The organism is Candidatus Rhodobacter oscarellae (assembly GCF_001078595.1).
Lineage (GTDB): Bacteria > Pseudomonadota > Alphaproteobacteria > Rhodobacterales > Rhodobacteraceae > Rhodobacter_B > Rhodobacter_B oscarellae.
The window spans coordinates 1,186,103-1,211,850 of the sequence record NZ_LFTY01000002.1; the positions used below are offsets into that span (position 1 = coordinate 1,186,103).

The window sequence follows — 25,748 nt, forward strand, 5'->3', positions numbered from 1 at the left end:
ATGTGGGCCCTATTGGTAGCGAGTCGCGGCGCCCTATCGGGCGCGGTCAACAGGGAGGCTGGTTGAAACATGGCCTTGGCATTGCAGATCGGCGAAACCGAACCGGATTTTCGTCGCTACGGAATCTACTTCACGCCCTCGGTGGGGCCGCTGGCCGAGTTTGGCGCAAGCTGGCTGGGCTGGGACTGCTTGGCGGCGCGCCCGCGCCCGCATCCCAAGATCCCCGGCCTGCCGAAATCCATCGAAGAGATCACCGCGACGCCGCGCAAATATGGCTTTCATGCCACGCTGAAGCCGCCCTTCCGCTTGGCCGAGCACACCAATATCAGCGCCCTGGGGCTGACGCTTGAGCGGCTCTGCGGCGAGCTGGGCACGGTTGTGCTGGACGGCCTCAGCATCAAGCGCCTTGGCAGCTTCTTGGCGCTGGTGCCGGTGGGCTCGATGGAACCTGTCAGCGGGCTGGCCGCCCGGCTGGTGCGCGGGCTGGACAGTTTTCGCGCCCCGTCCACCGAGGCAGAGCTTGCCCGCCGCCGCATGGCCAATCTGTCGCCCGCCCAGGAAGAGATGCTGCAAAAATGGGGCTACCCCTATGTGATGAACGAGTTCCGCTTTCACATGACGCTCTCGGGGCGCCTGCCAGAGCGCGAGGCGGAGACGTGCCGCCATGTGCTGACGCCGCATTTCGCGCGGCTCATTCCGGGCCGGGTGGTGATCGACGCGGTCACGCTGGTCGGCGAGGACAATGACGGGCGTTTCCACGCGGTGCATCGCTATCCGCTGACGGGTATCCCCGCGGGAATGTGAAGCCTCGGGGCTGGACGCGTCGCCGGGCCGCGCCATAGTATTCTGGCATGACGTTCCTGCGCCTTCTGCTTGCCGTTCTCATCCTGGTCGCCCCCGCCAAGGCGGACGAGGCCTATGAGGCGCTGATGACCGAGCTGGCCGCCGCCCCCAGCAAGGCAGAGGCCGACCGGCTGAGCGGCGCGATCTGGCAGGTCTGGCTGACCGCGCCGGACGAGGCCGCGCAGGAGGTGCTGGACAACGCGCTGGAGCGGCGCGCCAATCACGACTTTCTGGGCGCGATCCGCGAAACGAACCTGCTGATCGAGGGCTGGCCCGACTATGCCGAGGGCTGGAACCAGCGCGCCACGCTGTTCTACCTGACCGGGCAATTCGAGAGGTCCCTGGCCGATGTGGACGAGGTGCTGGCCCGCGAGCCGCGCCATTTCGGCGCGCTCAGCGGAAAGGCGGTGATCCTGTTCAACCAGGGCAAGCTGCCGCTGGCGCAGGTGGCGGTTCGAGAGGCGCTCAAATATCACCCGTTCCTGAATGAACGCGCCATTTTGCAGGTCAAACCCGGAAAAGACCTCTAAAAAAGAAGATTTGCCCCCCAGAGGCGGTTGCGTCATTGCTCGGCATTTGATTTGGTGGGGTGCGTAAAAAACGGGCATAAAAAGCCCAGGGGATGTCAGGGAGATCAATTTGGCACTAGACGCCAACGGCGACGCATTCGTCGAATTCGACCGGGTACAAAAGAGCTATGACGGCGAGACGCTCGTCGTTAAAGATCTCAACCTCAGCTTGCCGCGCGGCGAGTTTCTGACCATGCTAGGGCCCTCGGGGTCCGGCAAAACCACCTGCCTTATGATGCTTGCGGGGTTCGAGACCGCCACCCACGGCGATATCCGCCTTGGCGGCGTCTCGATCAACAACATCCCGCCGCATAAGCGCGGCATCGGCATGGTGTTCCAGAACTACGCGCTTTTCCCGCATATGACCGTGGCCGAGAACCTCAGCTTTCCGCTGGAGGTGCGCAACATGGGCAAGTCCGAGCGCGAGGGCAAGGTCAAGCGCGCGTTGGACATGGTGCAGATGGGCGAGTTCGGGGGCCGGCGGCCCGCGCAGCTCTCTGGCGGGCAGCAACAGCGCATCGCGTTGGCCCGCGCGCTGGTGTTCGAGGCCGAGCTGGTGCTGATGGACGAGCCGCTGGGCGCGCTGGACAAGCAGCTGCGCGAGCATATGCAGTTCGAGATCAAGCACATCGCCGACAATCTGGGCATCACCGTGGTCTATGTGACCCATGACCAGACCGAAGCGCTGACCATGTCCGACCGCGTCGCGGTGTTCAATGACGGGGTGATCCAGCAGCTTGCGCCGCCGGACCTTCTTTATGAAGAGCCGCAGAACAGCTTCGTTGCGCAGTTTATCGGCGAAAACAACACCTTGATGGGCGAAGTTGTCTCGATGGCCGAGGACAAGGCCGAGGTGAAGCTCGACAATGGCGAGGTGATCGACACCGTGCCGGTGAACGTCAACGCCGTGGGCGAGCGCACGCTTGTGTCGATCCGCCCCGAGCGGGTGGAGTTCAACAAGGACCGCCTACAGCCCGGCGCGCATACGGTGCACGCCGAGGTGCTGGAGTTCATCTATATGGGCGACATCTACCGCACCCGGCTGCGGGTGGCGGGCAACGAGAACTTCATCGTCAAGACGCGCAACGCGCCGGACCAGCGCCGCTTGCAGGCGGGCGAGAAGCTAGAGATCGGCTGGCGCCCGCAGGATTGCCGGGCACTGGACGCATGAGGCCAGGGGCGGCGGCCCGGCGGGCCGCGATCCTAGCGACGATATCGAATTCCCCCTCACTGGGAGGCCTTGCCCGTGGCAAGGGGGGGAGCTTACACGGGTTCAACTATGGGAGTTAACTGTATGAAAACGAAAGCACTACTGATGCTGACAGGTGCCGCCATGGCTGCGGCTCCGGCATTTGCAGGCGGCCACATGGCATCCGAATTGACCATCGTGTCCTGGGGCGGCGCCTATTCCAAGTCGCAGCTCAACGCCTATCACGAGCCCTATTCCGAGAAGACGGGCGCCACCATCCTGAACGACGACAGCTCTGCCGAGGCTGTGGCCAAGCTGCGCGCCATGAACGAGGCGGGCAACGTCACCTGGGACGTGGTCGACGTGGTGGCCGCTGACGCGATCCGCCTCTGCGACGAGGGCCTGGCGCTGGAGATCAACCCGGATGAGGACCTGGCCGCTGCCCCCGATGGCACGCCCGCCTCTGAGGATTTCGGCGACCTGCTGGTCAGCGACTGCTTCATCCCGCAGATCGTTTACTCGACCACCTTCGGCTACCGCACCGACATGGTGGGCGACACGCCGCCGACCACCGTCTGCGCCGTGTTCGACACCGAGGCCTACCCGGGCAAGCGCGCGCTGGAGAAGCGCCCGATCAACAACATGGAATGGGCCCTGATGTGCGACGGCGTCGCCAAGGCGGACGTCTATGACGTGCTGTCGACCCCGGCGGGGCAGGACCAGGCCCTGGCCAAGCTCGGCACCATCAAGGACGACGTGATCTGGTGGTCCGCGGGCGCCGACACGCCGCAGCTGCTGGCCGATGGCGAGGTCGTTATGGGCTCGACCTATAATGGTCGCCTGTTCAGCGTGATCGAGGAGCAGAAGCAGCCCGTGGCGATGCTCTGGGACGCGCAGGTCTTCGACCTGGACGGCTGGATCATCCCCGCCGGCCTGAGCCCCGAGCGTGAGGCGCGCGCGCGTGATTACATCATGTTCGCGACCGACACGCAGCGCCTGGCCGACCAGGCCAAGTACATCTCCTACGGCCCGGCACGCATGTCGTCCGCGCCGCTGGTGGGCCAGCATGCCGACCTGGGCATCGACATGGCGCCGCACATGCCGACCGATCCGGAGAACGCCAAGAACACGCTGCTTTACAACTACGAGTTCTGGGCCGACTACCGCGACGACATCGACGCCAAGTGGCAGGCCTGGCTGGCGCAATAAGCGCTGGTGCCCGTAGGGCGGGACTTGTCCCGCCCCGCTCAATAAAAATCACTCAGCTAGGGCGGGACAAGTCCCGCCCTACAATCAGACGGAGGGGACACATGCCAAAAGGCTACATGATCGCGTTCGGCAGGGTGGATAACCCAGAAGCCTACCAAGAATACGCGTCCAAGAATAACGACATCTTCTCCAAATACGGCGGCAAGTTCCTGGTCCGGGGCGGCCAGTGCGTCATGCCCGAGGGTGAGACACTGCCGCGCCAGGTGGTGATCGAGTTCCCTAGCTATCAGGCCGCGCAGGACGCCTATAACAGTCCTGAATACCAAGAAAATTTAAAGATCCGTCTCGCCAATGCGGAAACCATGGCGGTGATCGTGGAAGGTTGGGATGGCTGATTTGACCGCGCAAGCCGGGCCGGTTCTGGCCGCCGACGGCACGCCGCTGAAGCGCTCCCTGGGGCGCGCGTTGCGGCGCCAGAAGCTGCGGGCGCTGGCGCTGATCGCGCCGCTGCTGCTCTTTGTGGTGCTGTCCTTCGTTTGGCCGATCATCGAGATGCTCTCGCGCTCGGTCAATAACGAGATCGTGGCCAACACGCTGCCCGAGACCGTAGTGGCGCTGGCCGAGTGGGATGCCTCGACCGGCGAGCTGCCCTCTGAGGAGGTCTATGCCGCCTTCGCCCGCGACTTGATCGTGGCGATCGACGCCAAGCAGCACACCCGCCTGGGCTCTCGTTTGAACTACGAGAAAACCGGCATGGCCTCGATGTTCCGGCGCTCCGGGCGCACGGTCAAGAAATGGGACCCGGTAGAGGACGCGCCCTTCAAGGAGAAGTTCCTTGATGTGCATGACGGCTGGGGCGACATCGAGACCTGGAAGGTAATCCAGACCTACTCGCCCACGGTGACGCGCGGGTACTTCCTGAACGCGGTGGACATGCGCCTGACGCCCGAGGGCGCGGCGGCGCAGCCCGAGGATAAGCGGGTCCTGATCAAGCTCTTCGGGCGCACGCTTTGGATGTCGCTGGTGATCACCAGCGTGTGCATCATCCTGGGCTACCCGGTGGCCTGGATCATGGCGAACCTGCCGATGCGGCAGGCCAACCTGTTGCTCATATTGGTGCTCTTACCCTTCTGGACCTCACTGCTGGTGCGAACCTCCGCCTGGAAGGTGCTGCTGCAGCAGCAGGGGGTGATCAACGACATCCTGGTCTGGCTGGGCATGGTGGCCGATGACGGCAGGCTGGTGATGATCAACAACCAGACCGGCACGATCATCGCGATGACGCATATCCTTCTGCCCTTCATGATCCTGCCGATGTACTCGGTGATGCAGACGATCCCGCCGACCTATCTGCGCGCGGCGAAGTCCCTGGGCGCAACGAACTGGACGGCGTTCTGGCGGGTCTACTTCCCGCAATCGGTGCCGGGGATCGGAGCGGGCTCGATCCTCGTGTTCATCCTGGCGATCGGCTACTACATCACGCCCGAGATCGTGGGCGGCACCAAGGGTGTCTTCATCTCGAACCGGATCGCCTACCACATCTCCTCGTCGCTGAACTGGGGATTGGCGGCGGCGCTGGGGACGATCCTGCTGGTCGTCGTTCTGGGACTCTATTGGTGCTACGACAAGATCGTGGGCATCGACAACGTGAAGCTGGGGTAGCGCAATGGCGAGTTTGACACCGGATAGGCCCACACCGCTCAGCTTTGCGCTGCCGGTTGTGGCGGGCGCGGGGGCGCTGGCGGGGCTGTTCTTTGGCACGGCGAACGGGTCGGGCCTCTTGGGCGTGGTCGCGGGCGCGGTGCTGGCCGCGGGGCTGGCCTTTGTGATGGTCAGCCTGATCCGCAACGAGCGGCTGGCCTTCTGGGTCGCCCTCGTGGCGTTCGTGGCAATCTGTTTCGCGATCACCGGGCGCATCGTGCCCGCGCTGATCCTGGGGCTGCCGCTGGGGGCGTTCTTCTGGTGGTTCTCGTTCTGGATGGAGCGCGGGCGGTACCGCTCGCGCCTGTTGCCGTATCTCACGGCCGAGCAGGTGCTGTGGCACTACGCCTTCCGGGTGATTTGCGGGCTGATCTTCTTTTTCCTGGTCGCGCCGCTGGTCCCGGTGATGTGGCTGTCGTTCAACGCACAGGATTTCTTCACCTTCACGCCCGAGATGCTGGCCTTTGAGGCCGAGGGCTATAGCCTGAAGCACTACCGCGACTTCCTGGGCAAGGAATTTCTTGAAGGCGGCGGTTTCCCGGTAACGGGGCTGATCACCGGGGCGGTTCTTGGAGCGCTTTTGGCGCTTGTATTGGCCTTCTTTGGAAAGACCAGCCAAATCGGCGCTATCGTTCTGATCTTGGTATTTACCGTCTTCGGTCTGATAATCGGCAAACTGTGGGGGTTGAACGGCGCCTGGATAACTCCGTTGAAGAATTCTTTTACCATTGCGCCAATTGCGACCCTGATCAGCGTCAGCCTTGGTACGCTGGCAGCCATAGGCTTAAGCCAATCGCATGTGCCCGGCAAACGCGCGATTATGGCTATTCTGATTTCACCAATGATTGTGCCGCTGATCATTTCGGCCACGGGGATGTTCTTCTTTTATTCGGACATCGGCCATTTGATTGAGGCATTCGGAGTCAGCAAAAAAGTATCGGGTTATATTAAAGTCATCCTGGCGCACGCGGTGCTGGGGATCCCGTTCGTGATCATCACGGTGACGGCGACGCTGGTGGGCTTTGACCGCTCGCTGACGCGGGCCGCGGCGAATATGGGGGCAGGGCCGGTGACGACCTTCTTCCGGATCCAGATGCCGCTGATCCTGCCGGGGGTGATCTCGGGCGGGCTGTTCGCCTTCATCACATCCTTTGACGAGGTTGTGGTGGTGCTGTTCGTGGGCTCGGCGAGCCAGAAGACGCTGCCCTGGCAGATGTTCACCGGGCTGCGCGAGCAGATCTCGCCGACGATCCTGGCGGTGGCGACGATCCTGGTGCTGGTCTCGATTGCCTTGCTGACAACGGTTGAATTGCTGCGGCGCCGGTCCGAGAGGCTGCGCGGGATGTCACCCGGTTAAGCTCGCAAGAAATGTAGGGCGGGACTTGTCCCGCCCTCCGCCTCTGTCTCCAACTACAAAATTAGCTCTTGGACAGCGGATGGTGCTCGAGCACCAGTTCCTTTAGCCGCTCGTCCAGAACATGGGTGTAGATCTCTGTCGTCGAGATATCCGCATGCCCCAAGAGCGTTTGGATCACCCGCAGGTCCGCGCCGTTCGCCAGCAGATGCGTGGCGAAAGCATGCCGCAACGTGTGCGGCGTGACCTTGCCGGGGGAGACCCCGCCCGCCACGGCCAGCTCTTTGATCAGCGCGTAGAACCGGTGCCGGGTCAGGTGGCCAAGCTTGCCGCGCGAGGCGAAGAGATAGGGCGACGCCTGTCCGCTTTCGGCCTCCGCGGCGTCCTTTGTGGCCAGCCAGGCCACCAGGGCTTCGCGCGCGGGCGGCGACAGCGGCACCATGCGTTCCTTGCCGCCCTTCCCCTTGACCAGCAGCATCCTGGGGTCGCCTCGGGCAGAGGAGACGGGCAGGGACACCAGTTCGGTCACCCGCATCCCCGTCGCGTAAAGAAGCTCCATAAGGCAGGTGTTGCGCAGCCGATCCAGTGGCGTCCGCCCGGCCTCGCGGGCGGCCTGCAAGAGCCGTTCCACCTCGTCCACGCTCAACGTCTTGGGTAGGGATTTCTGCCGCCCCGGTCCCTTGATCTGCATCGCGGGGTTGTCCTGGCGCAGGCCCTCCTCATAGGCGAAGCGGTAGAGCTGCTTGATCGCCGAGAGCCGCCGCGCGCGGGTGGATTGCGCAAAGCCCTGGGCGTCGCAATGCACAAGGTAGGCTTCGACATCGCCCCGCTGGGCCCGTGCGAGATCGCCGCCCCTGCGCGCCAGCCAGTCGCGGAAGTCGCCAAGGTCGCGGGCATAGGCCTTAAGGGTGTTCGCGGCGGCGTCCTGCTCGGCGGCTTGCGCCTCTATGAAGTTGCGGAGCCAGGTGTCGCTCATCCGCGCCCGTCCAGGATTAGAACCTGAAGCGCTGTGCGGCGCGCGGCGTCCTCTAGCCCCAGCACGCGGAAGGTCGCGATGGCCTGGGAGAGCTGCTCGATATCGCCATTCGCGCCTTCGCCCATCCGCTTGATCGCCGTCAGCAGAGTGGCGCCGAGCGCGCCTGCGCGCAGCGCCTGTTGCGTGGCCGGATCCGCCGTGCGGGCCAGGAAACCGTCCGCGATTGCGGCCGCCGTCTGGTTCGGAGCCGACACATTGCGCAGGTCGCCGCGCGCCACGGCGATCAAGAACCGCTCGCGGGCGGTTTGGGGCAGGTGCGCCATGGCGGCGCGTTCGTAGTCCTTGGTCAGAAGGGCAAGCTCAAAGGCCAGTGCGCTGGCCGGGCCCGCCAGGGCGATCTCGTTGATGCGTTCACCGTAAAGCCCTGCGAAAACAGGCGCTAACCCGGCATTCTTCATCTCATCCCAGACGATGGGCAGGGCGCGGCTGGTGGCCTCGGCGGCATCGGCGTCCAGCGCCTTGTCCAGGGTCTGGACGGCGTCGACGCGGGTCCAGATCCCGCCGGAGGCGGCGGCCTGGCGCTCGGTATAGAGGCCAAGCAGCTTGTTTGCGGGCACGGCCCCCTGGCGTGTCAGGCGTTCGGCGGCTGCGATCTGGGCCCTCCAGCCGGTGCTTGGCCGCAGATCGGCATGGGCAAAGGCGAGGGGCAGCGTCGTGGTGGGCAGCGGCTCGCCGATGCTTTCAAACAACTTAAAAGTCAGCGGATCCAGCTTGTCGGGGGCCGCCAGGGCCTGGGCGCCCTCGGCGAACTCCGGGTCCAGGAAGCGGTGCAGCAGCTGTTCCGATAGCGGGTCAAGCCCGCCCAGGGAGGCGCCGGTCTCAAAGCTCAGCGCCGCCGCCGCCCAGTCGCCGGTGCGCGCCAGGCAGAAGACCCGCGGCGCCAGCGCCCTGACCAGCCCCGGCATGGTCACGAGCCGCTCGCAGGCGATGCTCTCGGTGCCCAGCAGCAGGCTGAGGTCAAACCAGCGCGCGAAGCGCTTTGGGCTGTCGGGGCCCGCGCGCTCCAGCAGGGCCTGTGCCGATTCGATGGCGCCCAGCCGCACCAGCGTGTCGACGCGGGCCAGGAAAAGCTCGGCGCGGCTGTCGCTGTCGATGGGCGGGTCCAGCTCGGACAGAAGCAGCGTGTAAAGAAGCTCGCGCGTGGCGGGCAGCAGGTCGTCGGTCTCGATATCGCGCAGCAGCGCAATAAGCTCGGCCTTTGGCGTCGGGCCCCAGAGCGTGGCGGGCAGGCCGCTGATCGCGCGCGGCAGCAGCCCCACCGCGTCGGGCGTGGGCGCGTCCAGCGGCGTCACCCGGATTGGCTCGGAGATCACGCCGCGAGACACCGCGGGCTCGCTGAGGAGCTGCGGCGCATCGAGCGTCTCGACCGGCGTTGTGGGCACCTCCTCCAGCCAGTCTATGGCTGATAGGGGCGCTTGGCCCTGCGCCGGGAAAATCCCAAGGCCCAGAAGGGCCGCAAGGAGGCAAAGCCTACCGCGCATCCAGCATCACCGGCTCCGAGACGTCCTCTTGCTCGGGCGAGAGGTCCCCAAGATAGGCGTAGCCCACCAGTCCTATGCCTCCAAGGAACACGAGAATCGTGAGAAACCTCAATAATCTTAGCATCCGGGACAGTGCCTTCTTTCTTAGCTGCGCTGCGGCGCCGCTGGGTTCTTGCGACGCGTGCGTTTTATATATGGCATTTCTTGCCGTCACCCGCCATTGAGATATGGGTTAATCTTTGCGCGGGCTATTGCCAGTTTGACATATCTACTAAAAAAAACCGCCGTACTGGTGGGCATGATGGGCTCGGGCAAGACCGCTGTTGGCTCTGCGGTGGCGCGTATGCTGAATGTGGCCTTCCTCGATAGCGATGTCGAGCTCGTCCGGGCGGCAAATATGACCATCCCGGAGATCTTCGAGCGCGATGGCGAGCCGTTTTTCCGCGACAAGGAGGCCCAGGTGATCGCCAGGCTTCTGGAAACGCAGACGGGCATCCTATCCACCGGCGGCGGCGCCTTCATGACGCCGGGCAACCGCGAGACGATCTCGCAGCTTGGGGTCTCGGTCTGGCTGCGCGCCGATCTGGAGCTCTTGTGGAACCGCGTCCGGCATAAGACCACCCGGCCGCTTCTGCGCACCGATAACCCGCGCAAAACGCTGAGTGAGATCAAGAGCGAACGCGAGCCGATCTATGCGCTGGCGGACTTGGCGGTGGATGCCGATCCAAGCTACTCGATCGAGGAAATGGCGCAGAAGGTGATCGAGGTGCTGCTGACGCGCCCCGATGTTTTGGAGAGAAAGACATGAGCGAAACGGTGCGGGTAGAGCTGGGCGCGCGAGCCTATGAGGTGCGCATCGGGCAGGGTTTGCTGGCACGCGCGGGCGCCGAGATCGCGCCGCTCTTGCAGCGCCGCAAGGTCGCCGTTCTGACCGATGAGCGCGTGGCGCCGCTGCATCTGGACGCGCTGCGGGCAGGGCTGGCGCGGGCTGACATCGAGATGAGCGCCCTGGCTCTGCCGGCCGGCGAGGCGACAAAGGCCTGGCCGCAGTTTTCGCGCGCGGTCGAGTGGCTCCTGGCCGAGAAGGTGGAGCGCCAGGATATTTTGATCGCGCTTGGCGGCGGGGTGATTGGCGACCTGGGCGGCTTCGCCGCCGCGGTGCTGCGCCGTGGCGTGCGTTTCGTGCAAATCCCTACGACTCTCTTGGCGCAGGTCGACAGCTCGGTCGGCGGCAAGACCGGGATCAACGCGCCGCAGGGCAAGAACCTCATCGGCGCCTTCCACCAGCCCTCGCTGGTGCTGGCCGATATCGACGTGCTGGGCACGCTTGCGCCGCGGGACTTCCTGGCGGGCTATGGCGAGGTGGTCAAATACGGGCTGCTGGGGGACGCGGAGTTCTTTGCCTGGCTCGAGGCGCACGGCCCGCGCCTGGCGGGCGATCCTGCGCTAGCCACCGCGGCGGTGCGTCGGTCGGTGCAGATGAAGGCCGATATCGTGGCGCGCGACGAGACCGAGCAGGGCGACCGGGCGCTGCTGAACCTCGGGCATACCTTCTGTCACGCGCTGGAGGCCGCTACGGGGTATTCCGACCGCTTGCTGCATGGCGAGGGCGTGGCGGTGGGCTGCGCCTTGGCGTTTGAGACCTCGGCGCGGCTTGGGCTTTGCCCGCAAGAGACCCCCAGCCGGGTGCGTGCGCATCTGCGGGCCATGGGGATGAAGGTGGACCTGGCGGATATCGCGGGCGATCTGCCCGATGCCGACGGGCTCCTGACGCTGATGGCGCAGGACAAGAAGGTGCTGGACGGGCGGTTGCACTTTATCCTGGCGCGCGACATCGGTGCGGCATTTGTGACATCAGATGTGCCGCGCGAGGTGGTGCATGCGGTCCTCACCGACGCCCTGGCGGCGCGCTGATGGTGGCGGTGCAGCGGTTCACGGCGCGGCGCGCGGACTCGCCCCGCCCGGTGATGGGCGTGCTGCTGCTGTCCACCGACGAGACCCTAGAGGAGGAGCTGCGGCTGACCCTTCCGGGCAGGCTGGGCGCCGCAGGCAGCCCGAAACTGCACAGCGCGCGGGTGATCAGCGCGCCCGAGGTCACCGAGGACAGCCTGGCCGCGATGCAGGCGACGATCCCAGCCGGGGCGGCGCAGCTGCCCGCCGCGCCAAGCTATGACGTGATCGGCTATGGCTGCACCTCCGCCACCGCCGTGCTGGGGTCAAAGCGCGTGGCCGACCTGGTCCGCCAAGGCCGCGCCTGCCGCGCCGTGACCACGCCGCTGGACGCGCTGGTCGCCTGGTGCGCGGCGCATGATGTGAGGCGCCTTGCGGTGCTGACGCCGTACTCGCCCGAGGTCTCCCAGCGCCTGGTGGACGCGATCACCCAGGCCGGGATAGAGGTGGTCGTGCTGGGGGCCTTTGATGAGCCCAGCGAGGAGGCCGTGGTGCGCATCTCGCCCGACAGCGTGGTCGCTGCCAGCGCCGAGCTCATGCAGGGCATCGAGGCCGACGCGCTGTTCCTAAGCTGCACCAACCTGCCGACCCTGGAGGCCCGCGCGCGACTGGAGCAGTCCTGCGCTGTGCCGGTGGTGTCCTCGAATTCTGTGCTGGCCTGGGATATGTGCCGCCTGGCGGGCATAACGCTTTAACGCAAAGATTGTCTGTCCTGCCTTTGCGCGGAGGATGGCGGCTTCGAGCCCGAAGTAACTGATGCCGCGCGGTACGTGAATGTCTGGTTTCCCAAACTCTCGCCGGATACAATTGGGTATGCACGATTATTTTGAAACAGATCGACTACACCTTGCTCGCCCGCGCTTGATGGATGTGCCCGACTTGTTTGTTTTTTTGGGTGATCGGGAAGCGATGCAGCATACGCACTGTGATGCGAATGTCCGAGAATGCCGAAAACGCATTGCGGTTCATGAATGGCGAAGAAGACGTGATGGCTTTGCTCCTTGGACAGTGCGTCTCAAGAAAACAGGAAAGGTGATTGGCTGGGGCGGGCTTTATGATGACCCTTTTGACCCCGGATGGGGTGTCGAACTTGCGTACTACTTTGATCCAACCAGCTGGGGAAACGGGTATGCGACGGAGCTATGTCGAGCGGCTCTCAACTACTCAGATCGACACGTTGAAGCCGATTTTGTCACGGCTTTTGCCCATCCTGAGAACGCCGCTTCTAACGCGTTACTCACCAAACACGGCTTCGAGTATCAGCGCTTTGTCAAAGAAATGGAACGAAACTTATATCGTCGCGCACGCAAAGTTTCCTAGAGTTTGCAATAGACAGCAGCCATTGGCGCAGCCGCAGCGAAAGCTAACTTTGTCCCACGCTGGCGACCTTCATTAACCCAATTGATCTACCGTCCGCCTTCCCCAGAATGGCCCTCAGGTGCATCAAAGATCGACAACGCGTGGTTTCCAACAAGTCCAAGTGAGACCGAAGTCAAAAATACTCGGTTGGCATAGGGTTTCGCCCCTATAGGCAACTGAGACGAAATGGACCCGTTCAGACCGTCCGTGAGGTCCTTTGCGCGCGCCATCGCGACCAGTCTTCCGGCGTGTCGAGATCCATGACGGCGTCCCAGCCCGCGTGGCCGCGCGCGACTGGGGCAGTCCAGCGCGGTGTTGGTGGTGTCCTCGAATTCTGTGCTGGCCTGGGATATGCGCCGCCTCCTGGCGGGCCGTGGCCATCATGTTGCACTATTCGCCTGTATACCAAGGCACTTGGACATTAAGGACTCCGGCACCAATGCGCGGGCTAACGTGTTTTGGGGCGCCGAGATACTTGTAGAGGAACGTTCTGGCAGGGACATGAGCTTCGGCAATATGGTCCCCGGCAAACCGGGCCACCCGTGGGGCCGCAACGCTTGTCCCATTCATGCGAGCAAACGAGCCGCTATAGGTCCCAGCGCTGATCGTGCCTCGCAGCACATAGCTCTCATCGCTGATGGTGGCGACGTCTGGATTTCTAGGCATCGGGGCATGTCCGCCGTTTTGCGGGACCGGGGCCAGCGCAGTTGCAGAATAGTCCGCCGGTTGGCTGGCTTTGTGGTTCATTCCCGCGATCACGATCGGAGTTTCGCCACAGGCAAACCCGCTTATCGTGCCGCTGCGGCGGATCAGCGAGGCATCGAGGTTTGGGTCCGTCGTAATGGGCAGACCATACTCGCCAAAGCGCTTGTAATCTGGTCCCACGAAGAAGCTCTGGCGCCCATGCGGGGCATATCCGGGCAGGCTTTCATCACGGCGGATCCAAGCGTGTATTTCTCCGGCAAGTTTCTTGCCCTTCTGCTTCGTTTTCATCGTGATCTGCCATCGACCCGACGGGGCCAGTGCTGCGTCTGAACTAAGCGAGTGGGTTGGGTTAAGACATAGCAGGAACATGCCGCGCTCGGTGGGAGCGGGCTTGAATTTGAAGGACAGCCGGCCGATCGCACATCCATTGCTGTCGCAGATCCATTTTGAGTTGGCCGCGCCAATGGCCGTCAACTCGGTCGTCTCGCCATCGGGTGAGCTCACGGCGATGCTGATCCGAGACCTTCGCTCTTCGTCCAGGCCGAAGGGCATCCAAAACTCGACTTGGGTTGCGGTGCGGTCATCAGGCAGCATGACCATGGTGAGGGTTTTTGGCTTCTTGCTTTTCCCAAGCGGTACAACGGCATGGCCCTGCGACAGGTTGTCGTTTCCAACGGGCAAGGCCATCCATGTTTTCTGGTCCTGCGCGATGGTCCCGTAGAACTCCAACAACTCGCTGGTGCCGTCGGTGCCGTCATGTGGACCCGAGGTGTTCCCATACGAGAAATTCAAGATAACGGGCGCAAGGTCCTTCGTGTCGCCAAGTACCAGCCGCCGGGTAAGGTTGCTTATCGATTGCAGCGCCAGCGCAAGGCTGGGCAGCAGGCTTTGCCCCGTCACATCCTGGGTGACCGCCGCCGGGAGCGCGGCGCAGACAATTGGCCGGTTCTTTACGCCCTGCTTCGTCAGGTCGTCCGTATCAATCTTTCCCATCGGATAGCCCGCGGCCATTGCGGCCACATGGGTCCCGTGCGAGCGGTTGAGCGAGACCGCGTCGAACGTCTTGCTGGCGAAATCGATCTGTCCGGTCGCCTTGTAAAAGCCCACTTCGTCAAGAATGCCGTTGATGTGGTATTCCTCCATCAACGCATCGATCTGGGCCTTGTCCAGGCGGCGCCCATAGGTGGCGTTCTTGGCCTCCGGATCAGGTTTTACGGCAAAGAAATCGGCCTGAAGGACGCGGGTCGAGGTGCGCTTGTCTCGAAGCAGATTATGCGCGATGCCGATGCCGTCATCGATGACCACCATCACGACCGAGTCAGGCGGCACAGCGACAAAGTTAAAGGTGGTGTCGATCGGTTCTGCGTTGAAATCGAGGTGTTCTTCGTCGACATGGGTTCCCAGGTCGACATCGACAACATTGGGGAAAGCATTCGCCCGGTTGAGCTCGTGCAACGCCGATTGGTGTGCGATGACCGTTAGAAAGTTCCGCGGGTGCCGCACGCTCCGGTCACCCAGAGTATAGGCCACGGGCACAATGACGTGCTCCATCAAGCCAGGCGGCAGCGATTGCACAAACTCGTCGATGCTGATCCCACGCGCGGCCTCTTCGAGCGTCAACAGGGCGGACCACCATTGACCGTCATCCGGAGACAAGCCAAGGCGAAAATCCGTTAGGTCGTTTTTGACCGGATGAAGTGGTCTAAGTGCGCCATTTTGGGTCATCTCAAACCCCGGACTTGCTGCTGCTGTCGAAGTCGTCCCACTCGGTGACGGCTTTATTCCACAGCCAGGCCAAAACCGGCTGCGCGGCGCCCAGTGGCTCACACCGCTCGGCCGTAGCCCAGGTCTTTTTGCCGTTCTTCAGGAGTTTGGCCTGCTTGTCACTCTTGGCGTCGTAGAGCTTGTGCCAGTCAAAATCGTCTTCGTCATTGAACGCGGTGCCGTCGAAGGAGGCGCTGGTCCAGACGTGTTTTCCGGTGCTGAGCGATGTGACCAGATTGGCCAGCGTCAGACCCAGGATGGCGCCCGCGACGCTATCGACCGGGAAGTGAACGCCCGCAACGGTGCGGTTGGTCGCAATGCGCGAGGCCAGGCGCATCAGCATTTCGCCCCAATGGTCGTCTCCGTCCCCCGCGGGTTTGTACTGCGGCGCGTTCGAGCTGCGTAAGACGTGCAGCAACAGCCGGGCCGTCAGGAAGCTTTCCGTCGAATGTCCGCTGGGCAGCGACCCGTGGGTCGGCGTCTGGATCATCGGTTGGACTTGCGGCGAAAACTCGATCGGGCGTTTGACCGCGAGCGCGTATTTCAGCTGCATCTCTGCATAGACGGTAAAGCGAAGCGCCGCGCCCAGGAATTCCAGCGTATAGGGCGTGCGGGCGGGGTCCAGAAAACCAATCGTTGCGTAAAACGGCATCGGCGCCTGAACCTGAGAGATGATCTCGGGCGCGCGATCCTGCCGGATATTGGCGTACCCGTAGAGGAAACGAAGCTGCCTTATGAGCTGCTTTTCCTCCGGCGCCTTCATCGAGATAAGCGAATGGTAGGCCGTCTTGGGCTTCTTTCCGGTCAAAGGCCCGCGGCGCCACAGGGACGCTTTCCCCTTGTCAAAGGTCATCTCGATTTCAGATTTCAACGCAAAGTCAAGGATCTGGGCGCGCACGCCGGGCGATAGTCTTTTCAGGTTCTCAGGATCGTTCTGCACATTTGAGACGATGTGCTGGGGGAACTCCAGCTCGGCCCCGACGATCCCGTCACGGTTCGTCAGCAGGGCCTGGACAGGTACGCCATCATCCGGAACGCCGTACCCGTTGTAGCCATTATACCCGTTATATCCGTTATAGCCGTTGTACCCATTATACCCGTTGTAGCCGTTATATCCGTTGTACCCGTTCTGCGGAAAGCCGCTTGGAAAAAACATGAACACATCCCTCTGTGATTGGATTTGAAATCACTCTGGAACGCCTAGGGATTTGAGGTCCGAGGCGAACTTCTGGCCGTTGATGAAACTTGCACTTGGAGACGCGCTCAGCCACTGGCTGACGGTTAGCCCCGGTTGCAGACGCATAAGTTCTGACGTGATTTTCTGCGCTTGGGCCATGTTTCCGCATCTGGCCTCTGCCACGGCCAGCATCCGCAACGTAGAAGTGTGCGTGCGGTTCATACGGTAAGAGGCCCGCGCCAGTTCGGCGGCTGTTTCGTTGTCGCCGGCGCTGAGATTGACACCCGCCGCCAGGGCTAGGTTCATGAACCGGTGCGGGTCGAGCGGAGACAATTTCAGCGAGAGGTTGGCGTCCTCCAACCCCTCGCCGCCTCGGTCCGTAAAGGCCAGCAGCATAGCCCTGAGCATCCGGCCGGATGTGTCGTTCGGATTGAGCTCCAGCGCGGTGTTGTAGCGATGCTCGGCATCATCCAATTGGCGCTTAAGATGCGTAAGCACCTGACCTTCGCTGACCAGCGCCTGGGTGTGGTTGGGGTCAATGTCCAATGCCCGGGCGGTGCAGGCATAGGCAAGCTCGCTGTCATGGCCGGGATCGTCGGACCACCCTTGAATAACCCGCAGCAGATGCCAGCGCGCCATCCAGGCCAGTGGCGTCGGATGTTCGGGCACACGATCGATTAGGGCACTGAGCAGGGTTCGGGCCCGCTTGAATTCGATGGGTGACAGGCGATGCATCAACCCGATTGCACCGAAGAGGATGCTGTAGGCTTCCAGACTGTTCAACGGTTGCGACTGAACCTTGAGCGTTTCATTCAGAACGATGGCCCGATGAATTTGGCCCGCAGCCTGATAGGCCGCGTCCAGATAGTCCAGGTGTTCCCCGCGGGGTCTCGATATCACATCCGACCAAAGTATCCGGTTCGTCCGCGTGTCCGAAAACTCGCAATTGAACTGAATCTCACCGCCATGTTCGACCCAGAAACCGGACAAAACAAAATCCGCGCTCAGCATCTTACGGACGTCCCGCAGGTCCATACTCTGCCCGATGAAGGCCGAGGTCGACATGCTGGAGATCACGTTGATCTCATGCGAGCGCGAGAACTCCTGAGTGATCGAGTTGGCAAATAAAAGCCCCAGCGGTCCGCCTGTTTCTCCTTCAATACCTTGCCGCAAAGGTAGGATGGCCAGCGTTGGGAGGACGTTCAGAGTAAAGTTGCCGACCTGTGCCGGACCCGGAACACGCACGACGTTGAAGGCGCGGATTTGCACATTGCCGCGCCCCAGATTGGGTTTGAAGAGCAGCTCTCCCATGTCTTCGAATTTGACCCGCGGATTTGTGGATGCTGCGTCCCAAACCGAGAGGGATGCGACAACGCTTCCCTGCGTTGAAAGCTGCGCCAGCGCCTGGGCCACGGGCAGAGCGTCTGGCCCTCCCATGGTCACGCCGACGGCTTTAAAGCTGCCATCCCGCAAGGATACGACATATTCCAGCGCCTGATTGACGTCAGCAAAGATCAGCATCGTTCCGGTGTCGACACGCCGAATGTTATCCGACTGCAGCGGGTATGACATCAGATCTTCAGCGGATTCGATGAATAGGCAGGCTGAACCGCCTTCGCCCTCGAAGGCATCGATTACTTCGACCGTCGAGTGATCTCGTTGGGTTATGGTTTCTGAAGGTGTGTTTCCCGGCTGGAGCGGTTCCACATTCAGTTTGTAGCCGCGTTTGGAAACGGTTTGCAGGGCCGAGTGCTTGGTGTCGCCAATCGCTTTGCGAATTTCCGAGATACATTGGGTCAGGCTGTCGTCTGTGACTTCCAGTCCGCTCCAAACCTGGTCAATTATCTCTTCGCGCGGAATAAGCCGGCCGGCATTTGCAAACAGGAACTCAAACACGCTAACGGATTTCGCTCGGAGCCGAATTTCTTTCCCTGCTGAATCTGTCAGCAGCTTCGAGCTGGGCGAATACACCGCGTTACCTACGGACATTGCCGGCTGCTGCCCGGCCAGGTTCTCCAAATACAGCCCCCGATTGTGCTCCAGTTTAGGAGGGTAGGGGGAAAGTTGTCTTTCAGCAAGAATTACCTCGCTGTGAATGTGGCAGATGACGGGCCGGTCGGGACCAAGGCCAGGACCGCTATTTCGCAGCCGTGAAACGTGCTGGCCTCGCCGCGCAGGCTCAAAGAGTTGAGTTCTGCGACCAGATGCTAACTGAGCAAGTCCACCGATTATCGCATTCACTTTATTGGGCTGACCTTGCTGCGGCCGATCAAAGCAGGGTGAAATACGTTGCTATTTCAATGCAGTGGCCTTGGGTGGGATCTTCGTGCGATGCGCAAAGAACGGATATCCAAAGGCTAGATTGGCAATTGATCGGTGTCCTAAAAGTTTTCCGAAACTTATCCGAAATTTCTATCAAAAAATATTTCGGAACAGTTTCGTTGACCTTTCAGGTGTTTCTCCGGCGGTCGTGGGATCGTGGCTCCACTGTCAACCATGCCTCCCAAGATCGGGGTATAATTTTTAGGAGAATTACAATGCTAGACAAAATGGACGCCGGCAACAGCGCCGTCGCACAAACAATCAACGACCTAAACGCTGGATGGCGCAATCAAGTGACCACAGTTCTTGGGGTGGACAGCACGAATTTTCAACTGGCCCAAGGCACGCTGGGCCTCCAGACCTCCGATTCAAGTGGCCTGTTTTTAATGGCTGACGCAGTACCGCCGGTCTCGACCACCGCGTATTTCGATGCCTCGGGCAAGAACAAGCGCTCCACCGCTTACAATCAGCTTCTTCATGCGCTGAATCTCTCGACGGCCAGCGACCTACGCGACGCCCTGGGGGACATGTACTCTAAGTGGATCGACTATCGTAACGACGCCAGCAACTGGAAGCCGGACACGACCCAGCGCCAGTTGTTCAATCAATTTGCGAACCGGTATCTGGACCCGGTGGTGAAGAATGCCGGCGATCAGGTCTTTGCATTGGCCGAGAGCGAGCCGCTGACCATCGCGCTGAACAACTTCGTGAACACCAGCTTCTACCAGGAGTTCAAGGACAGCGCGGGGGATCCGGTCTCTCTGCCCAAATATTCGGGCACCGTCGATGCAGCGAAAGCCGCGATCAATGGCGGCGGCGGTCCCGTGACCATCGACTACAATAGTGCGACCGCAGACACGTCCTCGAACGGCACAACGGTGCACGGATCGGCCTCGGGTTTTTATTCGATCTTCTCGGGCGGAGCCAGTGTCGACTTCCAGAGCCTGAACGAATTGGCGACTTCGTCCAACTTCTCGATCAAAGGCACGATCGGCAAGTACGGCACGATGACCACCCAAGCCGCGCAGTGGTATGATGGCTCGCAGGTCTCTCGGTCCTACAACGCCAAGAACGACTATGATGTCTGGGATAAGAACTCGAACCAGGGCGACTGGGACAGCTTCTTTTCCGAGAACGGCTCGCTTGCCCGCCGCGTCAGCCAATTGTTGTTGGTCAGCGACTACGATCTTACCGTGACCAGCTCGGCCAGCTATTCGAAGTCTGACTACCAGAAGATCTCGACCGAGGCGCGCTTTGGGGTTTGGCCGTTCTTCTCGGGCACTGCAAAGGCAACGCATGAGCAGAAGTTCACCCACAACGAGGATGGCAGTTTCAGCGTCCGCTACAAGTTGGACAAGGGTAAGACCCAGATCTGGGGCGCCACCATCCAATCTGCTCCGAATTGATCGAGTGTAAGAGGTCTGGCGCGGGGCCGCAGCTCCGCGCCAGCATTCATATGTTTCAACTCAGGATTTGAACAATGTTGATGAAGAACCAAGGGCTCCCCGCGCCATTGGCGCAGTATTTTCAAGGCATTGCCGACATCGCGACCGAAGCCGTCGCCGACAAATGGCCGGGGCCAGGTCCGGCGCCCGAGGTGTTCGACGACCTGCAAACGCCGAAATCGGCATCCTGGGCCGGCATTGCGGTGCACCCGATGGCCGTTCTGGAGACCGCGTATATTCGGCTTGTCCAACAGGCAGAGGCTGAAGCCGGGAGCGATACAGACAAAGCGCGCGAGGCGGCCTTTCAGGCTCTGTCGAAGTTCTTCATCCTTGAATCCACTGAACCGGCTCCACTTGGGGTCGCGACGGCTCCGCTGATCGGCGAGGCCACAAAAGATCTGCTGGCCGCGTTCAAGTTTACGCAGGTGCAGGCCGACGGGCAGCAGAAGGGGGCCTATGATCTTTTGGTTCAAATCGTGCAGAGCGCCGCCGAATTGGTGGCCCGTATGACAAGTGCCGAAAGCTTGGCATTTGCGACCGACGGGGTGCGCAGCGCTGCCGCCTATCTGGGGCTCTACGATTTTCCTCCCCCTGACGTAGGAGCTCACTGGGCGCGTGCGCACCCCAACCAATCGGCCGCGCAAACTCAAGCGCTGGTGGATGAGGTGCGAGAGCGCCTGATCGAGCCCCTGACAGAACCCTCGGTGGCCGCGGCTTCGCCGCGCAGCCTGTACAACATCGGGCCGTTCTATCTCTATCGCTTGATGCACCGGTTTTTGGGCGGCGCGGAAGGCGCGCCCATGACCTTATCCGCCAAAGGCATTGCCAGCGGTGCCGCGACCGGCGCTTTGCACCGACCCGACTGGCTGTGGCTGACCGAATGGCACGAAGACCGGGTGGTCTGGCTGGATACCAAACTGGGCGAACTGAATGACGCTTTGATGGCAGAGTTTGGTATTGCGCAGGATGTGCTTCGGTTTCACCTGAAGGGCGGGCGGGCCATGTATGTGGCGCTGGGTGCGCCGGAGAAAGGCGGCAACGACTGGGACACTGGCGTGTTGATCAACCCCACGCTTTCGCCAGAGTACTGGTACGCGGCCTTCCGCAAGGTGAATGATCTAATCCTTGAATTCTTGGATCAGGCCCGGTTCGGCTACACCCAGCTGCTCGGCGCGCATGCCGGTCAATTGGCGGCGCCTCGGATTGCGCCGCAGGCGACGGACGATCTGGCTTTCGACGATCTGACCGACCCCGATGAGCACTCGGAATACACCAGGATGGCGCTTCTGTCCGGCAATCTGGCCCCTGAGGCTTTGGAGATGTCGGGCACCGGTTCCGGCGCGTTGGCGCAATCTCGGGTGCGCCCCTCGGGCGTCAACGGAGAACTCATCGACATTGGCATCTCGACCCGCAGTTCCGTCGAACTTCTAGAGCATTGGCGCTCGGTCAGGGTCGAGAAAGGCCACGGAGTTGTGCTTGATGGCATTCCGATCCCAACGCTGCCCTATTTCGTCGACGATTTCTCGACCATCATCAGAGAGGCCATTGCGAACAAAACCGTGGACCGGAAACTGGCCAAGCGCCTGCGCAGGCTGCGCCTGGTCCTGCTCAGCGACAAGACTTCGATCACCCAGGCCATCGCGCATCGCCGTGCCGCCGTTGCCAAGGCCCTCCCAAAGGCAGCCGCGACGTTGGATCTGGCAAAGCAGGACCTGCGTTCGGCGGCGCTGGCTTGGGGGCTTGAGGCGCTGCTTGCGTCGACCAAGGTAAGCTATACGACGGACCTTTGGGTGGCCGCATTCGACGACTACATTGTCGCGCATGCGGCCGCGCTGCTGGACCCGCAAACAATCGCTGAGATGTGGCGCGTTATCGGCCCGGAGATCCCCGAGGGAGAAGAGCGCGATCAATGCGAGCTTCTGTTCCTGATCCAGAACGCAACCAGCACTTTGGCCCATCGGATCCTGGCGGATCGCGCGGCGCTGTCCAAAGCAGTGGGCGCCCCGGATGCGCCGGAAGCGCCGCTGTGGCAGGGCATCTGCACAGCGCTTCAGGCCATCTTTGCGCTGAACCATGTAGGTGCTGGCACCGGAGAGTTTTACGCCACGTCCGGTCTGGCGGCCGAGATCCAACGCGGTCATGCGGGCGTTGATGCGCCCGACCCCGCAGTGCTCAGTGCGGGGGGGGCAGGAGAAGTGTTCTATCGCGCGGGACGGGTGCCCGTCGATCAGGCCCTCAGGGAACTCGCACAGCGCCTGCAAGCGACCCTGACTGGCAAACCCTTTGACGTCACTGTGACGGAAGCGCAAGCGCAGCTCACTGTTGTCGTGCGAACGACCGAACGCCTGCCTGGGATCAAGATCGGCCCCGAAGATGTCGTGGTTCTGATCGTGCGAGATGAGGGTAAAGGCGCGGACGCCGCGCATGTTCTGGATTCCGTTGATGGCTTTGTTACGGCATCTGTGCGTGACCTTGCGCGGCTGTTCGCTGACCGTGCGGCGGACTCAGAGGATTATGATCTGCGTATCCGGCGCAAGACGGCGTATCGCTTCCTTCTGGACGATGTTCTGGGCCGTCAGATTGCTCAGATCCGCGGCTAGGTCACTTGCCCAGCGCCTCTTGATGACGGTTCGATGGCCTACAGCTCAGTCTAAGGCTGTCCCTATGGGCAACTGATCCAAAATGACCGGTTCAGACCGTGTTTGAGGACCTATGCGCGCGCCATCGCTCCCAGTCTTCCGGCGTGTCGAGATCCATGACGGCCGCGCGGCCGGGCAGGGGGACAAGCTGGACGCCCTCGGTGGCCAGCACGCTGCGGGCGCCTTGATCGCCCGTCAGATCCGCGAACTGGTGCAGAAGGCGCGTTGGAAACAGCGTCGGGTGCCCCGGCGTCCCGTCCTGCGTCGCGGCGCGCAGCGGGTGAGGCTCTGCGGCGGAAAAGGCTTGCGCAAGCGTGACCAAATCCGCGCTTTGGATGTCTGGCATATCGGGCAGGTGCACTAGCAGTCCGGAACCCTCGGACCGGTCGGCGTCCAGCAGCGCCAGCGCCGCCGCGCCGCCCACCCGGAGCGAGGCGGACATGCCGCTCGATGCGTCGGCCACGCTCAGCAATTGGCAGTCCAGCCCGGTCACGGCCCTCCGCCGCGCCGCGTCCTCTTCGCGCAATGTCACAAGCACCGGACCAAGATCGGCGGCGAGCGCGGTCTGGACCGCGTGGCGCAGGGCAGGGATGCCGTCCACCGGCTCCAACAGCTTGTCGGCCCCGCGCATGCGCGCGGAGGCCCCGGCCGCCGGAATAAGCGTGACGATCATCGCGACGGGGTCAGCGCTCTGGGATCAGCCCGCGCGGGCTGAACCGCAGCACCAGCAGCAGGATAAGCCCCATGGTCAGAAGCCGCATATGCGCCGCGGATTCCTGCAGATGCGCCTTTAGCCAGTTGTCCTCGGCCATTCCGGCAGTGATCACGTCCATCAGCCACAGCCCCAGCGGCTCGACCTCGACCCAGAGGAACCAGATCAGGAACCCGCCCAGCACCGCGCCGAAGTTGTTGCCCGATCCGCCTACGATCACCATCACCCAGATCAGGAAGGTGAACCGCAGGGGCTGGTAGGAGGTGGGCGTGAACAGGCTGTCATGGGTGATCAGCATCGCGCCCGCCACGCCGCAGACCGCCGAGCCCAGCACGAAGATCTGCAAATGCCGCGCGGTGACGTCCTTGCCCATCGCCTCGGCGGCGACCTCGTTGTCGCGGATCGCGCGCATCATCCGGCCCCAGGGCGAGTTCAGCGCCCGCTGCGCCAGGAACATCACAATCAGCAGCACCGCCAGGAACAGCCCCGCGTAGCAGAGCTTTACGAACAGGGTTGAGCCCACCACCGGGTCCAGCCCCAGCCCCTGGGCGCGCTCCACAAAGGCCGGGTCGTTCTGCAGGTCGATCTCATAGGGCACCGGGCGCGGCACGCCGTTGACGTTCTTGACGCCGCGGCTCAGCCATTCCTCGTTCTTGAGCACCGCGATGATGATCTCGGCGATGCCCAGCGTGGCGATGGCCAGGTAGTCGCTGCGGAGCCCCAGCGCGGTCTTGCCGATCAGCCAGGCCGCCCCCGCCGCGGCCAGCCCGCCGATGGGCCAGGCCAGGATCACAGGCCAGCCCAGCCCGCCCAGGTAGCCCAGCAGGGCGGGCTCGACCTTCTCGATGGCCACAACGGCGGGGTCGAAGATGCCGCGATAAGCAAAGAAGCCACCGCCCAGCAGCACCAGCATCGCGAATGCGCGGACATTGCCCTTGGGCAGCCGGGCCCAGGCCAGCACCGCCGCAAAGATCAGCGCCCCGCCCACGATCAGCGCCAGCAACGCGCGCGGCCCCCCGGCGGTCCAGGCGTCGGGCACCGGCGGCATGCCCACCAGCACCGCCATCAGCCCGCCAAGCGCCACAAAGCCCATCACGCCGATGTTGAACAGCCCCGCATAGCCCCATTGCATGTTCACGCCGATCGCCATGATCGCGCTGATCAGGCCCAGATTCACCACCCGCAGCGCGTAGTCGGGGCTGCGATAGAACCCGCTGGCGATGATCAGCCCAAACACCAGGGCGAAGAGCAGGATATTGCGCGTCTGCACACTCATAGGGCTTTCCCCGCGAAGATGCCGGTCGGACGGAACAAGAGCACGATCACCAGGATCACAAAGCTCACCGCGAATTTGTAATCCGTGGACAGAAGCTGCACCAGGCTGGTGGGCTCCAGGTTCTCGGGCAGGGCGTATTTCAGCACCTTCTTCCAGGCATAGGTAAAGGTCACCTCGGAGAAGGCGATCACGAAACCGCCCGCGATGGCCCCCAATGGGTTGCCCAGCCCGCCGACGATGGCCGAGGCGAAGATCGGCAGCAGCAGCTGGAAATACGTGAAGGGTTTAAAGGACTTATCCAGCCCATATAAAGTGCCCGCGATGGTCGCCAGCGCCGCGACCAGGATCCAGGTGATGGCCACGACGCGCTCGGGGTTGATGCCGCTGAGCAGCGCCAGATCCTCGTTATCGCTGAAGGCGCGCATGGATTTGCCGGTGCGCGTGCGGTTAAGGAACCAAAACAGCGCCGCCACCACGATGATCGCGGTTATCAGGGTGATGCCCTGGCCGGTCTTGAACGCCAGCCCCTCTTTGAGGCCGGTCAGGGCCTTGAACTCGCGCACTGAGATAATGAAGCGCTCGCCATCGGCAAAGCGCTGGTCGTCCGGCCCGATGATGAAGCGCACCAGCCCGTTCATGATGAACATCACGCCCATGGAGACGATCACCAGGATCACCGGCTTGGCCTTCTGCGCGCGGTAGAAGGCATAGACCGCGCGGTCGGTGCCCAGCATCACCGCGGCGGTGATCACGATGCCAAAGGGCAGCGCCAGCAGCGCCGTGGGTAGCGGCCCCAGGGTGATCCCCATCGACTGGAACCACCAGGTGAACAGGATCGTGCACATCGCCCCGAAGGCCATGCTGTCGCCATGGGCGAAGTTCGAGAACCGCAGGATCCCGTAGATCAGCGTCACCCCCAGCGCCCCCAGCGCCAGCTGCGCGCCATAGGCCGCGGCGGGGATCACCACGAAGTTCATCAGGACCACAAGGGCGTTCAGGAGGTCTATCATCTCAGTG

General features: G+C 62.5%; 22 protein-coding genes. 13 read left to right on the top strand and 9 right to left on the bottom strand.

Going from position 1 to position 25,748, the window contains the following annotated elements; all coding sequences use genetic code 11:
• The first annotated feature begins 69 nt into the window (after positions 1 to 69).
• The 7 genes from AIOL_RS10660 to AIOL_RS25905 all read left to right on the top strand — a co-directional run bounded on the left by AIOL_RS10660 (position 70) and on the right by AIOL_RS25905 (position 6,868).
• Positions 70 to 804, top strand: a complete 735-nt coding sequence (locus AIOL_RS10660; RefSeq protein WP_049642961.1) for a DUF1045 domain-containing protein — start codon at positions 70 to 72, stop codon at positions 802 to 804.
• Positions 805 to 851: 47 nt separating this feature from the next.
• Positions 852 to 1,373: a tetratricopeptide repeat protein gene (locus AIOL_RS10665; RefSeq protein WP_049642962.1), complete on the top strand. Its 522-nt coding sequence runs from the start codon at positions 852 to 854 to the stop codon at positions 1,371 to 1,373.
• A gap of 109 nt (positions 1,374 to 1,482) precedes the next feature.
• On the top strand, positions 1,483 to 2,583 hold the full coding sequence (locus AIOL_RS10670) for an ABC transporter ATP-binding protein (RefSeq protein ID WP_049642963.1): 1,101 nt from the start codon (positions 1,483 to 1,485) through the stop codon (positions 2,581 to 2,583).
• Between the two features lie 123 nt (positions 2,584 to 2,706).
• A complete protein-coding gene (locus AIOL_RS10675; protein ID WP_049642964.1) occupies positions 2,707 to 3,810 on the top strand; it encodes an extracellular solute-binding protein in 1,104 nt (367 codons plus the stop codon).
• 101 nt (positions 3,811 to 3,911) lie between these two features.
• Positions 3,912 to 4,205 (top strand): DUF1330 domain-containing protein, encoded by a 294-nt coding sequence (locus AIOL_RS10680; protein WP_049642965.1) that lies wholly within the window; start codon positions 3,912 to 3,914, stop codon positions 4,203 to 4,205.
• Positions 4,198 to 5,472 (top strand): ABC transporter permease, encoded by a 1,275-nt coding sequence (locus tag AIOL_RS10685; protein ID WP_049642966.1) that lies wholly within the window; start codon positions 4,198 to 4,200, stop codon positions 5,470 to 5,472. The genes AIOL_RS10680 and AIOL_RS10685 overlap by 8 nt, the downstream gene beginning before the upstream one ends.
• A gap of 4 nt (positions 5,473 to 5,476) precedes the next feature.
• Positions 5,477 to 6,868, top strand: coding sequence for an ABC transporter permease (locus AIOL_RS25905; protein WP_049642967.1), 1,392 nt, complete (start codon positions 5,477 to 5,479; stop codon positions 6,866 to 6,868).
• 61 nt (positions 6,869 to 6,929) lie between these two features.
• Here the strand turns inward: AIOL_RS25905 and AIOL_RS10695 are convergent, their stop codons facing one another.
• From AIOL_RS10695 to AIOL_RS26125, 3 genes are read right to left on the bottom strand one after another with little or no spacing between them, the layout of a single operon-like run.
• Positions 6,930 to 7,841 (bottom strand): site-specific tyrosine recombinase XerD, encoded by a 912-nt coding sequence (locus AIOL_RS10695; protein ID WP_049642968.1) that lies wholly within the window; start codon positions 7,839 to 7,841, stop codon positions 6,930 to 6,932.
• Positions 7,838 to 9,382 (bottom strand): hypothetical protein, encoded by a 1,545-nt coding sequence (locus tag AIOL_RS10700; protein ID WP_049642969.1) that lies wholly within the window; start codon positions 9,380 to 9,382, stop codon positions 7,838 to 7,840. Before AIOL_RS10700 ends, AIOL_RS10695 begins: the two co-directional genes overlap by 4 nt.
• On the bottom strand, positions 9,372 to 9,494 hold the full coding sequence (locus AIOL_RS26125; protein WP_268760239.1) for a hypothetical protein: 123 nt from the start codon (positions 9,492 to 9,494) through the stop codon (positions 9,372 to 9,374). Before AIOL_RS26125 ends, AIOL_RS10700 begins: the two co-directional genes overlap by 11 nt.
• Before the next feature lie 147 nt (positions 9,495 to 9,641).
• Between AIOL_RS26125 and AIOL_RS10705 the strand changes: the two genes are divergently transcribed.
• The 4 genes from AIOL_RS10705 to AIOL_RS24420 all read left to right on the top strand — a co-directional run bounded on the left by AIOL_RS10705 (position 9,642) and on the right by AIOL_RS24420 (position 12,652).
• The gene (locus tag AIOL_RS10705; protein WP_152912480.1) at positions 9,642 to 10,190 is read left to right on the top strand and encodes a shikimate kinase; all 549 of its coding nucleotides are present in this window, start codon (positions 9,642 to 9,644) and stop codon (positions 10,188 to 10,190) included.
• Entirely contained in the window at positions 10,187 to 11,296 is a 1,110-nt protein-coding gene (aroB, locus tag AIOL_RS10710; RefSeq protein WP_049642971.1) for a 3-dehydroquinate synthase, read from the top strand. The genes AIOL_RS10705 and aroB overlap by 4 nt, the downstream gene beginning before the upstream one ends.
• The gene (locus tag AIOL_RS10715; protein WP_082152535.1) at positions 11,296 to 12,027 is read left to right on the top strand and encodes a maleate cis-trans isomerase family protein; all 732 of its coding nucleotides are present in this window, start codon (positions 11,296 to 11,298) and stop codon (positions 12,025 to 12,027) included. Before aroB ends, AIOL_RS10715 begins: the two co-directional genes overlap by 1 nt.
• Before the next feature lie 118 nt (positions 12,028 to 12,145).
• Positions 12,146 to 12,652, top strand: a complete 507-nt coding sequence (locus AIOL_RS24420) for a GNAT family N-acetyltransferase (RefSeq protein WP_082152536.1) — start codon at positions 12,146 to 12,148, stop codon at positions 12,650 to 12,652.
• A gap of 429 nt (positions 12,653 to 13,081) precedes the next feature.
• Here the strand turns inward: AIOL_RS24420 and AIOL_RS10720 are convergent, their stop codons facing one another.
• Genes AIOL_RS10720 through AIOL_RS10730 form a run of 3 tightly spaced genes read right to left on the bottom strand, consistent with a single transcriptional unit; the run spans position 13,082 to position 18,356 of the window.
• Positions 13,082 to 15,121: a S8 family serine peptidase gene (locus tag AIOL_RS10720; protein WP_082152537.1), complete on the bottom strand. Its 2,040-nt coding sequence runs from the start codon at positions 15,119 to 15,121 to the stop codon at positions 13,082 to 13,084.
• Between the two features lies 1 nt (position 15,122).
• Entirely contained in the window at positions 15,123 to 16,316 is a 1,194-nt protein-coding gene (locus AIOL_RS10725; protein ID WP_049642973.1) for a phosphatase PAP2 family protein, read from the bottom strand.
• Between the two features lie 30 nt (positions 16,317 to 16,346).
• On the bottom strand, positions 16,347 to 18,356 hold the full coding sequence (locus AIOL_RS10730) for a winged helix-turn-helix domain-containing protein (protein WP_152912481.1): 2,010 nt from the start codon (positions 18,354 to 18,356) through the stop codon (positions 16,347 to 16,349).
• 689 nt (positions 18,357 to 19,045) lie between these two features.
• On the opposite strand from AIOL_RS10730, the gene AIOL_RS10735 reads away from it, so the two are divergent.
• Entirely contained in the window at positions 19,046 to 20,065 is a 1,020-nt protein-coding gene (locus AIOL_RS10735; protein WP_152912482.1) for a hypothetical protein, read from the top strand.
• A gap of 74 nt (positions 20,066 to 20,139) precedes the next feature.
• A complete protein-coding gene (locus AIOL_RS10740; RefSeq protein WP_049642976.1) occupies positions 20,140 to 22,704 on the top strand; it encodes a hypothetical protein in 2,565 nt (854 codons plus the stop codon).
• 91 nt (positions 22,705 to 22,795) lie between these two features.
• On the opposite strand, the gene AIOL_RS10745 is transcribed toward AIOL_RS10740, so the two are convergent.
• From AIOL_RS10745 to AIOL_RS10755, 3 genes are read right to left on the bottom strand one after another with little or no spacing between them, the layout of a single operon-like run.
• Positions 22,796 to 23,416, bottom strand: coding sequence for a nucleotidyltransferase family protein (locus tag AIOL_RS10745; protein ID WP_049642977.1), 621 nt, complete (start codon positions 23,414 to 23,416; stop codon positions 22,796 to 22,798).
• Between the two features lie 10 nt (positions 23,417 to 23,426).
• Entirely contained in the window at positions 23,427 to 24,731 is a 1,305-nt protein-coding gene (locus tag AIOL_RS10750) for a branched-chain amino acid ABC transporter permease (RefSeq protein ID WP_049642978.1), read from the bottom strand.
• Entirely contained in the window at positions 24,728 to 25,738 is a 1,011-nt protein-coding gene (locus tag AIOL_RS10755) for a branched-chain amino acid ABC transporter permease (RefSeq protein WP_049645385.1), read from the bottom strand. Before AIOL_RS10755 ends, AIOL_RS10750 begins: the two co-directional genes overlap by 4 nt.
• Positions 25,739 to 25,748 lie beyond the last annotated feature (10 nt).